The sequence below is a fragment of the Cohaesibacter intestini genome (assembly GCF_003324485.1).
In the GTDB taxonomy this organism is placed as follows: Bacteria; Pseudomonadota; Alphaproteobacteria; order Rhizobiales; family Cohaesibacteraceae; genus Cohaesibacter; species Cohaesibacter intestini.
Map to the genome: position 1 here is coordinate 102,702 of NZ_QODK01000001.1, position 17,983 is coordinate 120,684.

The 17,983-nt window shown below is 55.8% G+C and carries 15 protein-coding genes; 6 read left to right on the forward strand and 9 right to left on the reverse strand.

What is annotated here, in order from left to right; translation table 11 throughout:
- Window positions 1–135: 135 nt before the first annotated feature.
- A complete protein-coding gene (locus DSD30_RS00485) occupies window positions 136–405 on the reverse strand; it encodes a (2Fe-2S)-binding protein (protein WP_114007653.1) in 270 nt (89 codons plus the stop codon).
- 122 nt (window positions 406–527) lie between these two features.
- Here DSD30_RS00485 and DSD30_RS00490 point away from each other — a divergent pair, with 122 nt between their 5' ends.
- Together DSD30_RS00490 and DSD30_RS00495 are read left to right on the forward strand one after the other, a co-directional pair.
- Window positions 528–1,274 (forward strand): SDR family NAD(P)-dependent oxidoreductase, encoded by a 747-nt coding sequence (locus DSD30_RS00490; RefSeq protein ID WP_114007654.1) that lies wholly within the window; start codon window positions 528–530, stop codon window positions 1,272–1,274.
- 310 nt (window positions 1,275–1,584) lie between these two features.
- A complete protein-coding gene (locus DSD30_RS00495; RefSeq protein WP_157967495.1) occupies window positions 1,585–2,448 on the forward strand; it encodes a DUF2189 domain-containing protein in 864 nt (287 codons plus the stop codon).
- A 298-nt stretch (window positions 2,449–2,746) separates the two neighbouring features.
- On the opposite strand, the gene DSD30_RS00500 is transcribed toward DSD30_RS00495, so the two are convergent.
- The 5 genes from DSD30_RS00500 to DSD30_RS00525 all read right to left on the reverse strand — a co-directional run bounded on the left by DSD30_RS00500 (window position 2,747) and on the right by DSD30_RS00525 (window position 11,546).
- Window positions 2,747–6,154, reverse strand: coding sequence for an efflux RND transporter permease subunit (locus DSD30_RS00500; RefSeq protein ID WP_114007656.1), 3,408 nt, complete (start codon window positions 6,152–6,154; stop codon window positions 2,747–2,749).
- Window positions 6,151–7,635, reverse strand: coding sequence for an efflux RND transporter periplasmic adaptor subunit (locus tag DSD30_RS00505; protein ID WP_114007657.1), 1,485 nt, complete (start codon window positions 7,633–7,635; stop codon window positions 6,151–6,153). Before DSD30_RS00505 ends, DSD30_RS00500 begins: the two co-directional genes overlap by 4 nt.
- A gap of 534 nt (window positions 7,636–8,169) precedes the next feature.
- Window positions 8,170–9,177, reverse strand: a complete 1,008-nt coding sequence (locus DSD30_RS00515; RefSeq protein WP_114007659.1) for an Hsp33 family molecular chaperone — start codon at window positions 9,175–9,177, stop codon at window positions 8,170–8,172.
- Window positions 9,178–9,401: 224 nt separating this feature from the next.
- A complete protein-coding gene (gene argF / locus DSD30_RS00520) occupies window positions 9,402–10,334 on the reverse strand; it encodes an ornithine carbamoyltransferase (protein WP_114007660.1) in 933 nt (310 codons plus the stop codon).
- 15 nt (window positions 10,335–10,349) lie between these two features.
- Entirely contained in the window at window positions 10,350–11,546 is a 1,197-nt protein-coding gene (locus tag DSD30_RS00525) for an aspartate aminotransferase family protein (RefSeq protein WP_114007661.1), read from the reverse strand.
- 881 nt (window positions 11,547–12,427) lie between these two features.
- Here DSD30_RS00525 and DSD30_RS00530 point away from each other — a divergent pair.
- The 4 genes from DSD30_RS00530 to DSD30_RS00545 all read left to right on the forward strand — a co-directional run bounded on the left by DSD30_RS00530 (window position 12,428) and on the right by DSD30_RS00545 (window position 14,724).
- Complete coding sequence (locus DSD30_RS00530; protein WP_114007662.1) at window positions 12,428–12,946, forward strand: GcrA family cell cycle regulator; 519 nt, start codon at window positions 12,428–12,430, stop codon at window positions 12,944–12,946.
- Window positions 12,947–13,118: 172 nt separating this feature from the next.
- A complete protein-coding gene (locus DSD30_RS00535) occupies window positions 13,119–13,691 on the forward strand; it encodes a L,D-transpeptidase family protein (protein ID WP_157967496.1) in 573 nt (190 codons plus the stop codon).
- Window positions 13,692–13,929: 238 nt separating this feature from the next.
- Window positions 13,930–14,382 (forward strand): Hsp20 family protein, encoded by a 453-nt coding sequence (locus DSD30_RS00540; RefSeq protein WP_114007664.1) that lies wholly within the window; start codon window positions 13,930–13,932, stop codon window positions 14,380–14,382.
- Between the two features lie 78 nt (window positions 14,383–14,460).
- Window positions 14,461–14,724, forward strand: coding sequence for a DUF1150 family protein (locus DSD30_RS00545; protein WP_157967497.1), 264 nt, complete (start codon window positions 14,461–14,463; stop codon window positions 14,722–14,724).
- Window positions 14,725–14,807: 83 nt separating this feature from the next.
- Here DSD30_RS00545 and chrA read toward each other — a convergent pair whose 3' ends face one another.
- The 3 genes from chrA to hpf all read right to left on the reverse strand — a co-directional run bounded on the left by chrA (window position 14,808) and on the right by hpf (window position 17,508).
- On the reverse strand, window positions 14,808–16,148 hold the full coding sequence (chrA, locus tag DSD30_RS00550) for a chromate efflux transporter (RefSeq protein WP_114007666.1): 1,341 nt from the start codon (window positions 16,146–16,148) through the stop codon (window positions 14,808–14,810).
- A gap of 167 nt (window positions 16,149–16,315) precedes the next feature.
- Window positions 16,316–16,780, reverse strand: coding sequence for a PTS IIA-like nitrogen regulatory protein PtsN (gene ptsN, locus DSD30_RS00555; protein ID WP_114007667.1), 465 nt, complete (start codon window positions 16,778–16,780; stop codon window positions 16,316–16,318).
- 155 nt (window positions 16,781–16,935) lie between these two features.
- Complete coding sequence (gene hpf, locus DSD30_RS00560; protein ID WP_114007668.1) at window positions 16,936–17,508, reverse strand: ribosome hibernation-promoting factor, HPF/YfiA family; 573 nt, start codon at window positions 17,506–17,508, stop codon at window positions 16,936–16,938.
- Between the last annotated feature and the right edge of the window lie 475 nt (window positions 17,509–17,983).

Here is a 17,983-nt window from a genome sequence, read left to right on the forward strand (position 1 = left end):
TGGTATGAGACTGCGGATATGCGGCAAACTACCAAAGTGCTGGCGGGCAAAGTGCTCTATCTTAGAATGATTCTAATTTAGAGGCACAAAGGGTTCTCGTCAAGGTAAAATGCGCAGGATTGACGCAATCAGCGCTTATTCTCCGGCTTCCACTTTTTCGCGATCAAGATAGTGCGGTACGCGGATTCGGGCGATTTCATCTCTTTGGGCGATGGAAACATCATAGCCCTTGGAAAGCAACAGGGCATCGATCGAGGGTCGGCAACAGCCGCATTGGGGACGACAGCCACAGCCACGATAGATCAGATTGGACCGGATCGGACGACCGGGATTTTCGTTCCGCAAACGATCTGCAACTTCAATGATTTGCCCATCGGTGATGCGATTGCAATGACATATGATCATGGAGGGCGATTCCCGGTTTCTTGCCTGCTTAAAATTTGAGCCTGAAATTCACATATAGGCGGTCACCAAAGGATTGGCAAATCCGCTTGCGCACCTTATCTTGAGTTGGAAAGGAATTTGGCATGACCAATAGCGACAAAAAGACACTGGTGCTAACCGGCGCGAGCCGCGGCATCGGACATGCAACTGTGAAGCGCTTCTCCAAGGCGGGATGGCGGGTGATCAGTTGCTCCCGACAGCCTTTTTCCGACAAATGTCCGTGGCCAATGGGGGAAGCAGATCATATCCAGATCGACCTGTCGGACCCGGACAATCTGGGTGTCGCGGTCGGTGAGATCCGCAAGCGACTGGCGACCGAGGGCGGCAAACTGAATGCGTTAGTCAACAATGCGGCCATCAGCCCGAAAAATGAAGAAGGACAACGGCTTGATAGCCTCGAGACACCAATGCATTTGTGGCGACAGGTCTTTCAGGTGAACTTCTTCGCGCCGATCATGTTGGCCAGGGGCCTGTTTTCGGAACTCAAGGCAGCGGAAGGGTCGATCGTCAATGTTACCTCGATTGCCGGTATGCGGGTGCATCCTTTTGCCGGCACGGCTTACGCAACCTCAAAGGCGGCCCTGGCGTCACTGACCCGAGAAATGGCAGCCGATTTCGGACCGCACAATATCCGGGTGAATGCCATCGCGCCGGGCGAGATTGACACCTCGATCCTGTCACCGGGGACGGAGAAAATCGTCGAGACCATTCCGTTGCGTCGCCTGGGCGCCCCGGGTGAGGTAGCCGACACGATCTTCTATCTCTGCTCAGAGGAAAGCAGCTATGTCACGGGCAGCGAGATTCACATCAACGGCGGCCAGCACGTTTAGGCCTCCAGCGATATTTCCTCCCAATTTCAATCACTTATTCGCAGAAGGCCCCTGATTGCGAAAAAATGAATACTGCAATGCACATTATAATTTTTGCATTGATTCCAGTCTTTTACAGAAGTTTTTCGCAACAGTCTGTCAAGTTATGCTGCGACGCATTATCATTTCTTGCAAATGTGACATTGTGTCGCACATAATTCCCGCTAGGATGGTCTCATACGCAGAAACGCGAATGAACCGACAGGCAGAGCTGACCCCTCTCAGTACATCATACAAAGAGGGCGGTTTTGTCTACTGGCGGGAGGACCCAATGACAGACGCAATCGATGCCGGATCCGTAACTCTTGAGGGCAAAAACAAGGATGCAGCACCGGCACGCAAGATGCCCAAGCCGATTATCCAGACCCTGACAACCGACGATCTGACCGAAGCGCTCAGTGCGGGCTTGCGTGACTTTCAGGCCACCGCGATGTATGGGCTGTTCTTCGGCGCCTTCTATGCCATCGGCGGCTGGTTGCTCCTGTGGCTGATGAGTTCCTACAATCTGCCCTATCTGGCCTATCCACTGGCTTCCGGCTTTGCGCTGATTGCACCCTTCATTGCTGCTGGCCTGTATGAAATCAGCCGCCGCCGTGAACTGGGACTACCGCTCGGCTGGTCCCATGTGCTGGGCGCGATCTTCAGCCCCCAGAGCAAGGAGTTGCGCTGGATGGCGCTGGTGACCGGCTTTGCGTTCATCATCTGGATCGATATTGCCATCTTCCTCTATGTGATCTTCTTTGGCTTGCAAAGCATCAATGTCAGCGAACTGATCACCACCATTGTCACCACACCGGAAGGGGCGCTGTTCCTGCTGGTCGGCAATCTTGTCGGGGCGGCGCTGGGCGTGGCGGTGTTCTCCATCACCGCCATTTCCTTCCCGTTGCTGCTCGACAAGGATGTCGACTTTATCACAGGCATGATCACGTCGATCAAATGTGTCCTGACGAATCAAAAGGCTATGCTGAGTTGGGCCATATTCATCGCTTTCATGCTGATGATCAGCCTTGCCTCTTTCCTGTTGGGACTGATCTTCGTGCTTCCTTTGCTCGGTCATGCAACCTGGCACCTATACAAACGTGCAATTCTCTTTGAAGAAGCAACATTTTCTGATGCAACCGATGATATACAGTGATAGAGTGAGGGGTAGTTTCTTTGGCTCGTCCCCAAAATTGGCCAAAGAGACCGAGATCATCTGACGAGATGACCGATCGCGAAAATTGCGAGGAAAGACCGGAGCCTACCTGCTCCGGTCTTTTTGCATGTCAGAGCGATATTTGCAGGCAGCCTGCCCGACAGTTACAGCGGATTGGCGCGACAAGTTCTGCCTGTATTTTCCAATTGACCCCAACAAAACGGCCCTTCTGTATCAACGAGAAGGGCCGTTTGTTGTGTGATGCGCCTGCGTGAGCGGGCTGTGGTTTGTTTGAGGTCTATTCCGCAGGCTGTGTGCCACCGGAGGACCGTTTGGAAGATCCATGCAACAGCAGGGAAACAAACCTGCGGATGTCTCCGCCAACGCCGAACAGGCTGGGCACGAGGAACAGCACAAACAGGGTTGCGACCGCAAGACCGAAGACAATGGTGATTGCCATCGGTTTGAGGAACTGCGCCTGAAGGGATGCCTCGAACAACAGCGGCGTCAGACCACAGACTGTGGTCAGGGAGGTCAACAGCACAGCGCGCAAACGGTCGCAGCTGGCCCCGATGGCGGCTTTGCGCAAGGACTCCCCATGGGCAAGACGCTCATCCAGCCGGCTGACCAGAATGATCGAGTCATTGACCAGAATGCCCGCCAGACCCAACAGGCCAATCAGCGACATGATGGTCAACTGGAAGCCCAGCAGGTAATGGCCGAGCACGGCACCAACCACACCAAATGGGATGATCATCATGATGGCGAAAGGCCTTGTGTAGGAGGCAAAAACCCATGAGAGCACGATAAAGATGGTTATCAACGCGATGACCACACCGAGTTTCAAGTCAGCAAAGGCATTCATCCGCTCTTCGTTGCGTCCGGAAAAGTGGTAGTCCACCCCATATTTTGCCGCCACTTCGGGAACCAGACTCTGACCGAGATCGGCCACCAGCTCGGTGACTGTCACCACGGCGGAATCCACATCACCAGTGACAGCCAGCGTCGTTTTGCCATCCTCGCGCAGGATGGAGGAGAAGCCCTGACGGTCCCGCAAGGAGACCACTTCAGTCAATGGCACAAACTTTCCACCCGGACTTTTCAGCCAGATGGACCGCAGATTGTCTTCGTCCGTGCGCTTTATCTGCTGGATACGGACATCAACCTCTTCATCCATGATCGAAAGCTTGCGGGCCACCCGGCCATCAACCAGATCGCGCACCTGTTCGCCGACCGTTTGGGGGGTGAAGCCAAGGGAACGCCCCCGCGCGGTCAGCTCAAGCACCAACTCGGGCTTGCCATAGGGCATGTTGTCGTCCAGTTCACTGACACCGGGATAACTCGACAGGCGCTCCTGCAGCTCCAGCGACGCCAGTTTGAGCTGTTCTGGACGTGCTCCGGTGAGGCGAATATCGAGGTCAGCCCCCGGAGGCCCGCCGCGACGGCCCCGGATGGACGCTCGTTTGAGACCCGACAAGTTGGGTAAGTTGCGACGCAAGGCATTCTGGAATAAAGGTGTACGCACGGTGCGTATCTCGGAACTGGTCAAGCGCACCTGCAGAGAGGCCACATTGTCAGCGGTGGCATATCCCGACTTGCCAAGGGTGACGAAGGTGCCCGTGACGAGCGTCTCGTCGCCACCGACCTGCTTTTCGGTCTGATAGACAATCTTCTCCACTTCATCTGCGATTTCGCGCGCCCGTTCTTCCAAAATACCGACATTGTAGACCAGCGAGATGGTGATGCTTTCCGCTTCAGCCGAGGGGAAGAAGACAAAGCCGACACGTCCGCCCTTTACCACGCCGACAACAACGATCATCGCCGCCACACAGAGGGCCAGCGTGGTGTAACGCCAATTGTAGGACAGGGTCACCAGCTTACGGAAGGGACCATCGCGAAAAGCAGCAAACCCATTGTCGAACGCGGCCCGGAAGGCACTGTCCTTCGGGCGACCGGCATTGGTGCGGATGTCGACTTTGCGTGCCCTTCTCACCAGCACAAACTCGATCAGGCAGGCAAAGACGAAAGCAAGCCCGACCAGAGAGAGGAGTGGCATCAATCCCGCTCCGGGCAGATTGGCATGAACCCAGTGCCAGCTGGACTCGGTGACACCACCAAATTTGGCGACCAGCTCTTCGGACATACCATAAAACAGCACCAGCAAGGAGACGGTGACCAAGCCGATCACGATCACCCGCTGGACGTTCCAGCCGCGATGATGGCTTGGGGTCATGGAATGGGCAAGGTGACCGGGCAAAATGAAGAAACATTCAATCAGGCTGGCGACCAGAACTGAAATCACCACGATGGGCAGCACACCCATGATCTGACCGATCGTGTCGCCAATCAGCAGAATGGGTGAAAAGGCAGCCACTGTCGTCAGCGATGCTGCGGTGACCGGCATCAGCATGCGAATGCCCGCCCCTTCGGCGGCCACGGGTCCGGGCATGCCGGACTGGAAACGGGTGGTGGCTTCTTCACCAACGACAATTGCGTCATCGACAATGATGCCGAGCATCATGATGAAGGCAAACAGTGACATCATGTTGATGGTTTGGCCCAAGGCCAGCATGACGATACAGGCTGCCAGCATGGCAATCGGGATGCCCGCCCCCACCCAGAGAGCGGTCCGGATATTAAGGAACAGGGCAAGGATCAGCATCACCAGCACCAAGCCCGAAGCAGCATTTTTCACCAGAAGAAGGATGCGATCGACAAGGGCTTCGGAGCGGGAATCATACTGGATGACCTGCAAGGTCGGCGGGAAGGTGCCTCTGACCTCAGAAAGATACTCATTGACGATGGCGGAGGCCTTGAGCGAATCCGAACTGGCGGCCCGGCGTACGGTCACCTGAATGGCAGGCTGCTCCTTCATCCGCCCCTTGACGGCGTCCGGGTCCAGACGACGCTGGATCGGGGCGATGTCCTCCAATGCCACCGTTGAACCATCGGCTTCGGACTTGATCTCGATCCGCGACAGGCTTTCGGGATTTTCCTCCACTGCCAACGTACGGACCTGCTTTTCGATGCCATCCTGCACCTTGCCGGATGGTTGGTCGCGGCTGTTCCTTGAAACCTGATCGGCCACATCCTTGACCGTCAGCCCCAGTCGACGCAGGTCATAGTCGGACAGACCGACATAGAATTCCTCGTCCCGCATCCCGGTGAACTGCACCGTATCGATGCCCCGGTCAATCAGATCATCCCGGATGGACTTGGCAAATTCTCGCAAGGCGCTTTCGGCAAAGGGGCCGGTGATAATCAGGCGTGCGACATCATCGCGGAACTGTCGGAAAGAAACCTCCGGCTCGTCCGCCTGATCGGGCAAGGTGGTCACCGTGTCGAGATTGGCCTCGATATCGCGCAAGGCCATTTGCATGTTGGTGCCTGGCTTGAATTCGAGCGTAATCGAACCAGACCCTTCACGCGCATAGCTGTCGACATTCTTGACGCCATCGACAAAGCGGATTTTCGGTTCGACAACCTCCAAAATCCCGGCTTCGACATCTTCAGCACTGGCGCCTGTCCATGTCACGGACACACGGATGGTGTCTGTCGCAATGGAGGGAAAGAACTGGCTGTTCATGCGTGCAAGGGAAAAGAGCCCCCCGATCAACAAAAGAGCCATCAACAGATTGGCGGCATTGGGATGATGGACAAAGAAGGAAACCGCCCCGCCCCGGCGAGCCTTGTCAAATCGGCTCATTCCTTTGCTCCCTGCTTGGTCTGTTTGTCTGTGCCTTCAGCTGCGGGCCTGCCGCGCTTGTCGGCTTTGGTTGCGGATCCGGGGCGCACCTCTTCGCTGCCGGGCAGCAAGACTTTGAGGCCCGGTCCTGCCTCTGCAACACGGGTCGAGACGATCTGATCTTCAGACGTGAAGCCTGAACCATCGATCAACACATCGTCGCCGAGATAGGCAAGAATGGAGACCTCACGCGGCTGCATTCGGCCATCCTCCACCACATAGATCAGATTGCCCTGATAGATGGCTGCCTGCGGCACGGTGATGGCATTTTGATAAAGCTTGTCAGGCACCTGCAGCTCGACAAAGGTGCCCGAACGCAAGGCCGAGCCTTTGGTAAGGCGGGCATAGACCTCGATCCCGCCATTGGCTGCGTTGACTTCCGGGGTGATCCGTTCGATCACCGCGTCGTGGCTCTGCACCCTATCGCCAAGCTTCCAGAGTACCTTGATGTCGCGGCCTTTCAGCGCAATCCCGTCCGAAAGCAAGCGACCATATTGGGCGTCCGAGAGAGTGAAACGCACATCCATCTGGTCAGGATCATAGAGCGAAACAAGGGTATCATTGCCGGATACGGAGCGACCGAGATCGACATTCTTGCTCTGAACAAGTCCAGTGAAGGGGGCTTTCAGGCTGGTGTCGGCCAGATTGCGGCGCGCCTGCTTCAACCGCCAGTCAAGGCGTTCGATATTGGCATTCTGCTGTTCGACCCGGGCCCGCAGGACCGCCAGATTGTTGACCCGCGCATTGACCGACTGTTCCCGCTGGGACAGGGTCAGTTTTCGGTTTTCAAGGGCTTGTTTGGTCAGGCTGCCGCTTTCCACCAAGGTCTGGGCGCGCTGCAGATCATTGGCGGCAAAGTCGCGCTGCTCAATCAGAAAGGCAAGTGCGGCCTCATCACTGGCAAGCGTCGCCTTCGTTTCGGCAAGCTTGGCCTTGGCCTCCATCAGATTGGCTTCGGCTTCGGTAACGCCGCCCTCATAATCGAAGGGATCGATGCGGACCAAAGCGTCGCCCTCCTTGACCAGCTGCCCTTCGGCCAGCGCTGGATTAACCCAAATCACCTCGCCATTGACCAAAGTCCGCAGTTCAACCTTGCGGCTGGCAGACACGGTGCCATACAGCCGGATCTTGGGGCGGTAATCGCGGACCAAAGCAGGCCTTGCCTGAACCGCATAGGCCTTTTCACGCGGCGCCCGTTTGTGAACCTCGGGTTTGGTGACAACCAATTGCCAAGAGAGGAAGCCAGCCCCGGCAATCACAAGGAGTGGCAAGAAGAGCTTGGAAAAGACATTGACAACGCGCATTGCACCGCTCTGCCGATCAGTCCGGGAGGCCGAGGCCTCGGTTTGGCTCTGATCAGCCAAGTCGGTCACGTCAGCACCGAGAGCGGCTTTGCCTCGGCTGGGTGCGGTCTTGTTGGTTTCGTCCGTGTGATAATTCATGATGTCGGGTCAATCGCTCTTGCCAAAGGATCAGGCTTGGTTCGGCCTGCTCAGGTTGGCGTCGTGGTCGTCTTGGAACTGCTCCGGGCACCCGGTCAGTCTTGATATACCCAATGGGCAAAAAGAACTTTTTGGTTGTTGCATATAGCTATGAATGAACCCCTTCTTTTCCAGGCCAATGAGGCGAAAAGGGCATCCGTCCAACCAATTTTCCGTCGCGTCTCTTGCGAGACATCCTATCAATCTTCCAACAAAGCGCCGAAATCTGCCTATTTCAAGGCGCTTAACACATATGCTTCGCAAATGCAGACCGGGCTTGTTCCCTTGCTGCTTGTCAAATGTATCTCAAGCAACCCACCCTCTGGCAAACATTTCTTTGCATCAAAGTGTAACAGCTTTTTTCTCAGCTTATGGAATTGATACAATTCGGGAGTGCAAGCAGATCACCTTCAAGGGCAATGTTTGGTAACAAAAAAGGCCGCCGGGATCACCGACGGCCGAATGCAAGCTTGTCTGAGCTGCCTTGGATGGCCTCTACTGATCGCGCCCTGTTACCTGATCTCGCGCAAAGGCATATTTGGACGAGCAGAATTCGCAGGTGATCTCGATCTTGCCATTCTCGATCATGCCATCGAGCTCTTCGGCAGTGAAATTGTTGAGCATCGTCTCGATCCGCTCATGGCTGCAGCTGCAACGATCCTCGATTGGCATGGCATCAAAGACCCGTGGACCATTTTCGTGAAACAGACGATAGAGCAAGGTCTCGGCGGACACCGCCGGATCGGTCAGTTCGTGATCGTCAATGGTCGCGACCAATGCTTCGCATTCGCGCCATGCATCCACTTCGTCGACATGCAGGGTTTTTTGCTGCTCTGGATCGGGATGATCACCGGGATGCAGATCACGATGCGGGATTTCACCACTGGAGGATGGCAGATACTGCACCAGCAGCCCGCCGGCAATCCATTCGGATTTCGGCTCGCCGCCTTCCTGCCGGGTCATCATCTGGGTCGCTGCCAGCCGCACACGCGTCGGCAACTGCTCGGACTGCATGAAGTAGCTGTGGGCGGCTTCCTCAAGGCTTTTGCCGTCAAGCACCACGACCCCCTGATAGCGGTTCATATATTGTCCCTGATCGATGGTCATTACCAGATGCCCTTCGCCAAGCAACTGTTCGGGGCGTGTTTCGCCCTGCTCGATCAGGTGCGCCACGGCTTCTTCGTCAAAGCGGACATAGGCCCGCACAGCATCGGGGGCATCGAAATCGACCACCAGCATGTTGACCGCGCCCTTGGTCTGGACCTGCAGGATCAGTTTGCCCTCAAACTTGAGGGACGATCCCAGCAGGGCCGTCAGGGCAATGGCTTCCGCCAGCAGACGGTTGACGGCATCGGGATATTGATGGCGGGTGATGATGTTGGTGACGCTGTCGTTCAAATGCACCATCCGGCCACGGACATCCAGTCCGTCGACCTGAAAGGGCAGAACGCGGTCCATTTGCTGAGCAGTTTTGGCCATCTGCGTGGCAGTCTTTTCGGTCATTGGCTTCCCTCTTGTGGCACCAGATCTCGGCTACGGCTTGTTGCCATCAACCGCGCTCCGGCCCGCTGGATGCATTGAAGAGGCGGGTTTGTCCCCGACAATGCGCACTCCTTATGCATCGCTAATGGCAAATGGCAAAAGGGTGGATGTGTTTCCATCCACCCTTTTCAATAATAACACATCAGCGTCAAGTCACGGTTTTGCTACACGCGACTTTGTCGGCCTCAGTCACCAATTGCCTTGTTGAAACACCAAGCCATGATGCCTTTTTGCGCATGCAGGCGGTTTTCCGCCTCGTCAAACACCACCGACTGCGGACCATCGATGACCTCATCGGTCACCTCTTCGCCGCGATGGGCAGGCAGGCAATGCATGAAAAGCGCATCATCCTTGGCAAGGCCCATCAATGTGGTATTGACCTGATAAGGTTTCAAGAGATTGTGCCGATGCTCGGCATCCTCATCGCCCATCGACAGCCATGTGTCGGTGATGATCAGGTCGGAGCCGTCTGCCGCGTCCCCTGCGGTATCGCACAATTCAATCCGGACGCCGCGCTCGCGCAAGCGGTCGATGACCGTGGTTTCGGTCAGCAGCTCATCGGGAATTGCCACACGGATGGTGAAGTCAAAATGCTCGGCGGCATGCATCCAGGACACCAGCACATTGTTATAGTCACCGACCCAAGTGACCGTCTTGCCCTCGATGGAACCGCGATGCTCCTCGTAGGTCATGATGTCGGCCATGATCTGGCAGGGATGGGAATAATAAGTCAGACCATTGATCACCGGCACATCGGCATTCTTGGCCAGCTCTTCCACTGCCTGATGATCGAGCATACGGATCATGATGCCATCGACAAAGCGAGACAGAACGCGCGCGGTGTCAGGGATGCTCTCACCACGACCGAGCTGCATTTCCGCACCGGTCAGCATCAGGCTGTCGCCGCCCAGCTCGCGCACGCCGACATCAAAGGAAACGCGCGTCCGGGTGGATGGCTTGTCAAACACCAGCGCAATAACCTTTTCATCGAGGATGTCGGTCCGGCGCTTGGTTTTGCGGTCGGCCTTGATTTTGTGTGCGGTGGCCAGAATGGTCTTCAGATCATCGGCCTTCTGGCATTCGAGATCAACAAAGTGGCGAATAGGATCGTTCGACATAATCGCAATCCTCCCTTACTTACCGTTATGCGCCCCATGCGCGGCACAGGTCTGCAACGCATTTTCAAGGGCTTTGACTGCAAATTCGATTTCGTCCTGACTGACCGTCAGGGGTGGCATGATACGCAGGACATTGTCCCCGGCAGGGACGGCCAGCAATCCTTCGGCCCGGCAGGCTGCAAGCAGCTCGACGGGGGGCATGGTGAGTTTCAACCCCAGATGCAGACCGCGGCCACGCACTTCGACAACCTGCTCAGGAAAGCTGTCTTTGAGCGCAGCAAGCTTTTGCTTGAGCAGCAGACCAGCCTGACGCACATGATCAAGGAAGCCGTCTTCAAGCACCACATCAAGCACCGCGTTGCCGACGGCCATAGCGAGGGGATTGCCACCATAGGTTGAGCCATGTGTGCCCGGGATCATGGCTTCCGCCGCCGCCTCGGTGGCCAGACAGGCACCAAGCGGAAAGCCGCCACCGATGCCCTTGGCAATGGCCATCAGGTCTGGCACCGCACCGGATTCTTCATAGGCAAACAAATGGCCGGTCCGTCCGACTCCGGTTTGAACCTCGTCATAAATCAACAGGATGCCATTTTCGTCGCACAATTTGCGCAGGGCTCTGAGGAATCCCGGATCGATTTCACGGATGCCACCCTCGCCCTGAATGGGTTCGATCAACACGGCAGCCGTCTCGTCATCAATCGCCGCCTTGACCAGATCGATGTCCGGGGCGGCAAGACTGACAAAGCCAGCCGCTTTCGGGCCAAAGCCTTCGAGATATTTCTCCTGCCCGCCAGCAGCGATCATGGCCAATGTCCGACCATGAAACGCGCCCTCGAAGGTCAGGATCGCGGTTTTCTCCGGATGCCCCTTGGCAAAGTGATAGCGGCGCGCGGTTTTCACCGCGCATTCCAGCGCCTCCGTGCCAGAGTTGGTGAAAAACACCTTGTCGGCAAAGCTTGCGGCGCAGAGCCGGTCACCCAGCTTCTGTTGACCGGGAATGTCATAGAGATTGGAGACATGCCACAAATTTTCTGCCTGATCCTTGAGGGCAGCAACCAGATGCGGGTGGGCATGACCAAGACTGTTCACGGCGATCCCGGCCGCAAAGTCGAGGAATCGTCGGTTATCTTGCGTTGTCAGCCAGGCGCCCTCTCCCTTGACGAATTTGAGATCCGCACGTGCATAAGTGGCAAACAGCGAAGATTGGGTCATTGTCTTTATCCTCGTCCCAAGGCCTTGGTCTCCATTGCGCTTCCTGTCGGGATGATCGGCCCCTTATCTTTAAAGGCGCGCCCGATCATCACATCGCTTGCAGGGGATGAAGGCAATGACGCAAATGCGATATCCCCACATCCTCACAGCCGGAAGGCTTTCAACAAAAAAAGCTGCCCAACCGGCAGCCAAGAAAGCACCACTTGTGCAGTATGGCTAATGCTTTGTCAATTCCGCGTTTTGAGGATATTTTCGATATTTTCTGCTTTTGATCAGGTAATCCACAAAATTATCTGCGCCAAAATCCAGATTACTAGCCCATCAGTTCAAAACCCGTCACAGAGCCACCAATCAAGGCGCATTGGATGCCATTGAACTCGACTGCTCAATATGCACTAAATGCATGTCATGGCCTTTTGGACACGTTTTCATGATCAGGGCGTTGTGATTTATTCCGGCGCGCACAGAGCCAGGAGCATCTGTGCCCTGCTGATCAATGAGGATGTGAAACAATGGGTCTGACCCTATGTGACTCAAAGGGAAGCGAGAGCTGCTCTTTTGGTTATCACATGCCTTTTCAAGCCTTACAAACAGCTTATCCACAGGGTATGAACAGTTATTGGGGAATAAACGCAAAATTAATTTGTTCCTCCATTTTTGGACACGGTTTGATTCGAAATTCTGGGGAAAAGGATTAATTCAAACCGGCCACCTGTTGTAACGCTGAGTAACCATATAGTAGTTTACCATTTATTAACGACTATATATCGTGCGGCAAAACCAAAAATCTCATCAGAAGGCAAAAACCTTTGGTTGCAACATGCGACCGGGGTGCGGCGGTACTTTTTGCCTTTTGACCAGTCTAGACGGAGGCTAAATTTATGTCTTGGACTGACGAACGTGTAGAACTATTGAAGAAGCTCTGGGCCGATGGCCTGAGTGCCAGTCAGGTAGCAGCGGAACTTGGCGGAGTGACGCGCAATGCCGTGATTGGTAAAGTTCATCGTCTTGGCCTGTCCGGCCGGGCAAAAACAACCACCACTGCGCCTCGCGCGCGCCGGAGCCGACCTCAATCGTCTCGTCCGGCCCGCCCGTCAAGCGGACCTGCGCCAACGGTTGGCGCAACGGCCTTGAAGGCCGATGCGAAACCGCAGGCAACTCCGCAGCCAAAAGCCGAGCAGAAACCAGCAGTCGATGCTGTGGTCGTGCCGATTTCCAAGCGCGCCACGATCCTGACCCTGACCGAGAATACCTGCAAATGGCCAATTGGCGATCCGGGCGACAATGACTTCCATTTCTGCGGATGCAAATCCGAACAAGACTCGCCCTACTGCAAGTATCATTCTGAAATTGCCTATCAGCCGAATGCTGACCGGAGACGCGCCAAAAAGGCCAGCTGATCTCCTTCACCGTTGCTCGATATAGACCATGAAAACCGCTCCGATCCTTCATCGGGGCGGTTTTTTTGTGCCCTTTTCAAATGAGCGAGCTGATCCTTCCCCCAATTCTTCCCATCAATGGCCACACTCTATCGGTATGTTCAGGACGACCGCAGTTCAAACGGATCCATTCATGCCTTCCCGTTACTCAAAGCGCACCCTCTGGCGCACCGCCGCAGGCCTCTTTCTGGCCCTTCTGGTCGGCGCCGCTCTCGCCAGTCTGGCAGGCGTCTGGCTTGCGGGACCTTCCGCTGTCGCGGCCCCTGCCCTTGTGGCAACTGGCCTAAGAGCCGATGCCCTGATCGTGCGCAAGGGTGACCGCACGATGACACTGATGCGCGCAGGCAAGGACATTGCCCAATATAGTATCCGGCTGGGCTTTTCTCCCAAAGGCGACAAAATGCAAGAAGGAGATGGGCGCACACCGGAAGGTGTCTATCGCATCAACCGCCGCAATCCACGCTCCCGGTTTCATCTCTCGCTCGGACTTGACTATCCCAGAGCCGACCAGCGCGCCAAAGCCCGTCTTGCGGGACGCAATCCGGGAGGAGACATCTTCATTCACGGTCAGCCAAATGCCCTGCGCCCCTTTGGACTGACCCTGCCGCATAATTGGACCGATGGGTGCATTGCTGTCTCGAACAGGGACATGGAGGACCTCTATGCCCGTGTCCCTGTCGGCGCGAGGGTAACAATCCTGCCCTAAAGCCGTTTTTTAACTGCGCGAGCAGAAAGCCCGAGCCGGTAAGGGTCTCCTTTTAGAAGCCGCTTGAAGAACGCTCAGACTCGCCCCATATTGGAAGAGAACCCGGATGCTCAGCAGAGGTCTGGAAAACAGGGTGTGGTTTTGCCTGCCCTTTAATCTTTCAACGACCCTATGACGGTGACACTGGACGTAGCACCGAACGTAGGGACAGCGCGTCGCTTAACAAGAAGGACCGCCAATGTCTCGCATGTCTGCTTTTTCCAGCCCTTTTCTGCTTGGCTTTGATGAAGTCGAGCGCGTTCTTGACCGGGTGGCCAAGGGCGCCAATGAAGGCTATCCCCCTTACAATATCGAACGCCTGGATCCCACTGAGTGCAAGTTGCTTGAAGGCAATGGAGGCAGCGGCGACGTGCTGCGCATCACCCTTGCTGTGGCAGGCTTCACCCGCGACCAGCTTGATGTGACCCTGGAAGAGAGCCAGCTGGTCATTCGCGGTCGCCAGATTGATGATCAGACCCGCCAATATCTGCATCGTGGTATCGCCGCCCGCCAGTTCCAGCGCTCTTTCGTGCTGGCCGAGGGCATAGAAATTCTTGGAGCCGAACTGAAAGACGGGCTATTGTCCATCGATCTCGCCCGGCCCGAACCAGAGAAAGTTGTCCGTAAAATCGCAATTGACGTCAAAGAATAAGGCCCTTCCCTCAGGTCCGGCGGTCTATTCACCCTCCCATGAATGCCGCACCGCTCGACCCAACATGTGAGCAACGCCATGTATGAAGACGAAATGTTCGAAAGCGAAGAGATGGAAGACGGTTTGGAATCCATCATGCTCGAGCGCCGGATGGCTTATGTGCGTCAGGTGACAATGGATGATGTGATGGAAATGTTTCCCGAGGCACCGGAACTCCCGGTCAGTCAGGAATTGTGGGCTCTCCTGGATGTGCAGGGTCAGCCGATCGCCTTGGCCGGCTCGGAATCCGCCGTCAAGCTGAGTGCCATGCGCCATGACATCGAGACCGTCAGCGTTCACTAACGCCAAATGGCTACATAGCTATTACACCAATGCAAGACCGGTCAGGCTTCCCTGATCGGTTTTTTGTGGTCTGATTGCCAACCCTACACAAGGGTAGGTATCAGACCGATACCAATACCAAGCGCGCTGGTCACTCCAAGGCAGGCAAGGACCGACCATTGCCGCCAGTGCAACAAATAACCAGCAGCCAAAGCCAAGCCGAAGACAGCAGGGTTGAAACTGTCCCACTCGGGCAGATGCAACAGGATCGGCCCAAATGCCTGCTGTTGTACCGTGCCAAACAGCACATGCAGGGCAAACCAGACCGAGAGATTGAGGATGACGCCGACGACCGCTGCGGTGATCGCCCGCAAGGCTTCACGCAGGCGCGGGCGGTGGCTGATCCATTCGATATAGGGAGCCCCGGCAAAGACCCAGAGGAAGCAAGGGGCGAAGGTCGCCCAGAGGGTCACCATTGCTCCGACCAGTCCAAGCCAGAGATTGACGCCTCCGTCGGCCCGAGCGGCGGCCAGAAAACCAACAAATTCAGTCACCAGAATAAGCGGACCGGGTGTGGTTTCCGCCAGTCCCAAGCCATCCATCATTTCGCTGGCAGACAGCCAGCCATGGGAATTGACGGCGTCCTGGGCCATATAGGCCAGCACCGCATAGGCTCCACCGAAGGTAACGGTTGCCAGTTTGGCAAAGAAGAGACCGATATTGCCGAGCATGGCGGGTTCCACCAGCCAGCCGATCAGGCCAAGAGGCACCAGCCAGAGCGTGAGCCAAACAAGGATGGTGGCGAGGGTTTGCCTGAAGGGCACAGCCTTGACCGCCTCACCCTCTTCGCCTGCAGCCCCGGCAGGCATGCGACCGGCGTGCCAGACGCCATAAGCGGCCGCAAGCGCGATGATCAACGGAAAAGGCCATTGCAGAAAGAAGATGCCGACAAAGGCCAGACCGGCAATCAGCCAATGGGCTGTTCCGTCGAGCGCTTTTCTTGCCACTCGCAACAAAGCTTCAACAACGATAATCAGGACAGCGGCCTTGATGCCCATGAACAGGGAGGCAGCCAAAGGGGTTTGCCCCGCCAGTGCGTAAAAGGCTGCCAGCGCCAGAATGACAAGCGCACCGGGAATAACAAAGGCCAGACCGGCCATCAGCCCGCCGAGAGATCCATGCAGCCGCCAGCCTGAATAGGTTGCCAGTTGCATCGCTTCAGGCCCGGGCAGCATCATGCAGAAAGACAGGGCATTGAGGAACTGCCGCTCGCTCAACCAGCCCTTTTCGTCGACGATCATCCGATGCATCAGCGCAATCTGGGCAGCCGGACCACCAAAGGAAAGAAGCCCGATATGCCACCAGACATGATTGGCCTCAGCCAGCGTTGGAGACGGGTTTGTCGTCGGTGCAGTTGCCGACGGATCCTGCTGCTTGTTGGACACGCTTTTCCTTCCTCAACGGGCCGCTTGTCAGGCGGCTGCCATTCCTGTCAGCAGATATGACCCTGCCAAGACTGCCTTTGTGGCCTGTTCGTTTGACAGGTCGATAACAAGGGGAGGAGAAAAAAGGCTCGTCGGGAGCGCTTCAGCCCGGATGCTCAGAAGCGCATTCAGGCAGCGTTGGATTCCTGAACGACACTCAAAACAGCGCGGATCTCATCGCCTTCGGTTGCGGCGCGCAGTTTTTCCAGAGTGCCTTCACTGCGCAACACGCGGGCAATGCGGGCAAGGGCCTTGAGATGGTCGGCTCCAGCCCCTTCGGGGGCGAGCAGCAGAAAGACGATATCGACCGGCTTGTCATCCATCGCGTCGAAATTGACCGGCTTGTCCAACAGAGCGAAAATGCCGTGGATACGATCCAGATCCGGCAACTTGCCGTGCGGAATCGCCACACCTTGACCGACACCCGTCGAGCCGAGGCGTTCGCGTTGCAGCAATTTCTCGAAAATTTGACGCTGAGGCAAACCCGTCAATTGGGCGGCTCGCTCTGACAGCTCCTGAATTACCTGTTTCTTGCTGCTGGCCTTGAGCAACGGAATGATGGATTCAGGGGCGAGAAGATCGTTCAGTTCCATGAAACTCTCATCTGTCAAGCATTCCACCCCCGCATCATCTCTACGCTGGCAGAATGCTTCTGTTTCTTGAGCGACCAACCACACTGCCCCCGACATGACTGTTCGGAGGCAGGTTGATCTCGAGCCAACACCATCGGTGTCGGCATTATCAGGCTTTATTTGGTGAGGGAAGGATTGACCCAACCAACATGGCCGTCCTTGCGTTTATAAACCACGTTAATAGCATCATCTCCCGCATTTCGGAAGACCATGACCGGGGCTTCGGTCATGTCAAGCGCCATCACGGCATCGCCAACGGTCATCGTCCGGATGGGCGACGTGGATTCGGCAATGACCACCGGGGTGAAGTCTTCCGGGACCTCATCCTGCGTATCAGGATTCTGGATCACGCCATATGCCACTTCAATCGCCTCAGGCGATCCGGCACGTTCCGTCCGATGGCTTTTCAGGCGACGTTTGTAGCGCCGCAAGCGCTTGTCGATATGCTCGTTTGCATTCTCGAAACTTCGCTGCGGGTCAGCGTCTGAACCGCTTGCTTGCATGACCATCCCGGTATCGAGATGGATGACCAGATCACTCTTGAATCCGATCCCCTCTTTCTCCAAGGTCATATGACCTTTATAGCCACCATCGAAATATTTTTGGACGGTTTCGGCAACGCGATCTTCGGCATAACTGCGCAGTGAATCACCAACATCTACTTGTTTGCCTGATACTCGAAGCGTCATGGAACCCCCTATTTTTCTTGGGTCAATGGGATGACCAACCTGTCTTCATCCCTTTATCAACGCGCGCCGTATAATCCTGCTATCGGTTAGGATGCGGCCATCCGCGTCAGTACATGGTTGAGTGTCGGGTCGGCCAAAGCATGGCACATGGTCCCGGTACAGTCACATGCAACCGGGCAGCGCACACATATGCGCTGGGCCGATGAATGTCAATGTATGGGAAAATCTGTCATGCATAGCTTCAGTCTGCCAAATAAATGCGGCATTGACCAGAAGACATGACAAACAGGGGACAGAAAGCGCATGGCATGCGTATTTATCCACTAACTTTCATGAATTGAAATGAATGAAATGTAGAAACTACCAAAGTATTAAGAAAATTTCACAATCACGCATAGTTCCTGTTTTCAACTGCAGGATTTCAAGTCTTGACAGACCGCTTTTTTGCTTGTTCAAAACCGGGCAATTCTGCAGA

Excerpts from the sequence above, each read along its gene's own strand:
- argF (WP_114007660.1), bottom strand. The coding sequence starts at position 10,334 with ATGTCGAACGATCCTATTCGCCACTTTGTTGATCTCGAATGCCAGAAG.
- DSD30_RS00500 (WP_114007656.1), bottom strand. The coding sequence starts at position 6,154 with ATGAGCCGATTTGACAAGGCTCGCCGGGGCGGGGCGGTTTCCTTCTTT.
- DSD30_RS00525 (WP_114007661.1), bottom strand. The coding sequence starts at position 11,546 with ATGACCCAATCTTCGCTGTTTGCCACTTATGCACGTGCGGATCTCAAA.
- hpf (WP_114007668.1), bottom strand. The coding sequence starts at position 17,508 with ATGACGCTTCGAGTATCAGGCAAACAAGTAGATGTTGGTGATTCACTG.
- DSD30_RS00545 (WP_157967497.1), top strand. The coding sequence starts at position 14,461 with ATGTATGAAGACGAAATGTTCGAAAGCGAAGAGATGGAAGACGGTTTG.
- DSD30_RS00495 (WP_157967495.1), top strand. The coding sequence starts at position 1,585 with ATGACAGACGCAATCGATGCCGGATCCGTAACTCTTGAGGGCAAAAAC.
- DSD30_RS00490 (WP_114007654.1), top strand. The coding sequence starts at position 528 with ATGACCAATAGCGACAAAAAGACACTGGTGCTAACCGGCGCGAGCCGC.
- DSD30_RS00540 (WP_114007664.1), top strand. The coding sequence starts at position 13,930 with ATGTCTCGCATGTCTGCTTTTTCCAGCCCTTTTCTGCTTGGCTTTGAT.
- DSD30_RS00485 (WP_114007653.1), bottom strand. The coding sequence starts at position 405 with ATGATCATATGTCATTGCAATCGCATCACCGATGGGCAAATCATTGAA.
- DSD30_RS00505 (WP_114007657.1), bottom strand. The coding sequence starts at position 7,635 with ATGAATTATCACACGGACGAAACCAACAAGACCGCACCCAGCCGAGGC.
- DSD30_RS00530 (WP_114007662.1), top strand. The coding sequence starts at position 12,428 with ATGTCTTGGACTGACGAACGTGTAGAACTATTGAAGAAGCTCTGGGCC.
- DSD30_RS00515 (WP_114007659.1), bottom strand. The coding sequence starts at position 9,177 with ATGACCGAAAAGACTGCCACGCAGATGGCCAAAACTGCTCAGCAAATG.
- DSD30_RS00535 (WP_157967496.1), top strand. The coding sequence starts at position 13,119 with ATGCCTTCCCGTTACTCAAAGCGCACCCTCTGGCGCACCGCCGCAGGC.
- ptsN (WP_114007667.1), bottom strand. The coding sequence starts at position 16,780 with ATGGAACTGAACGATCTTCTCGCCCCTGAATCCATCATTCCGTTGCTC.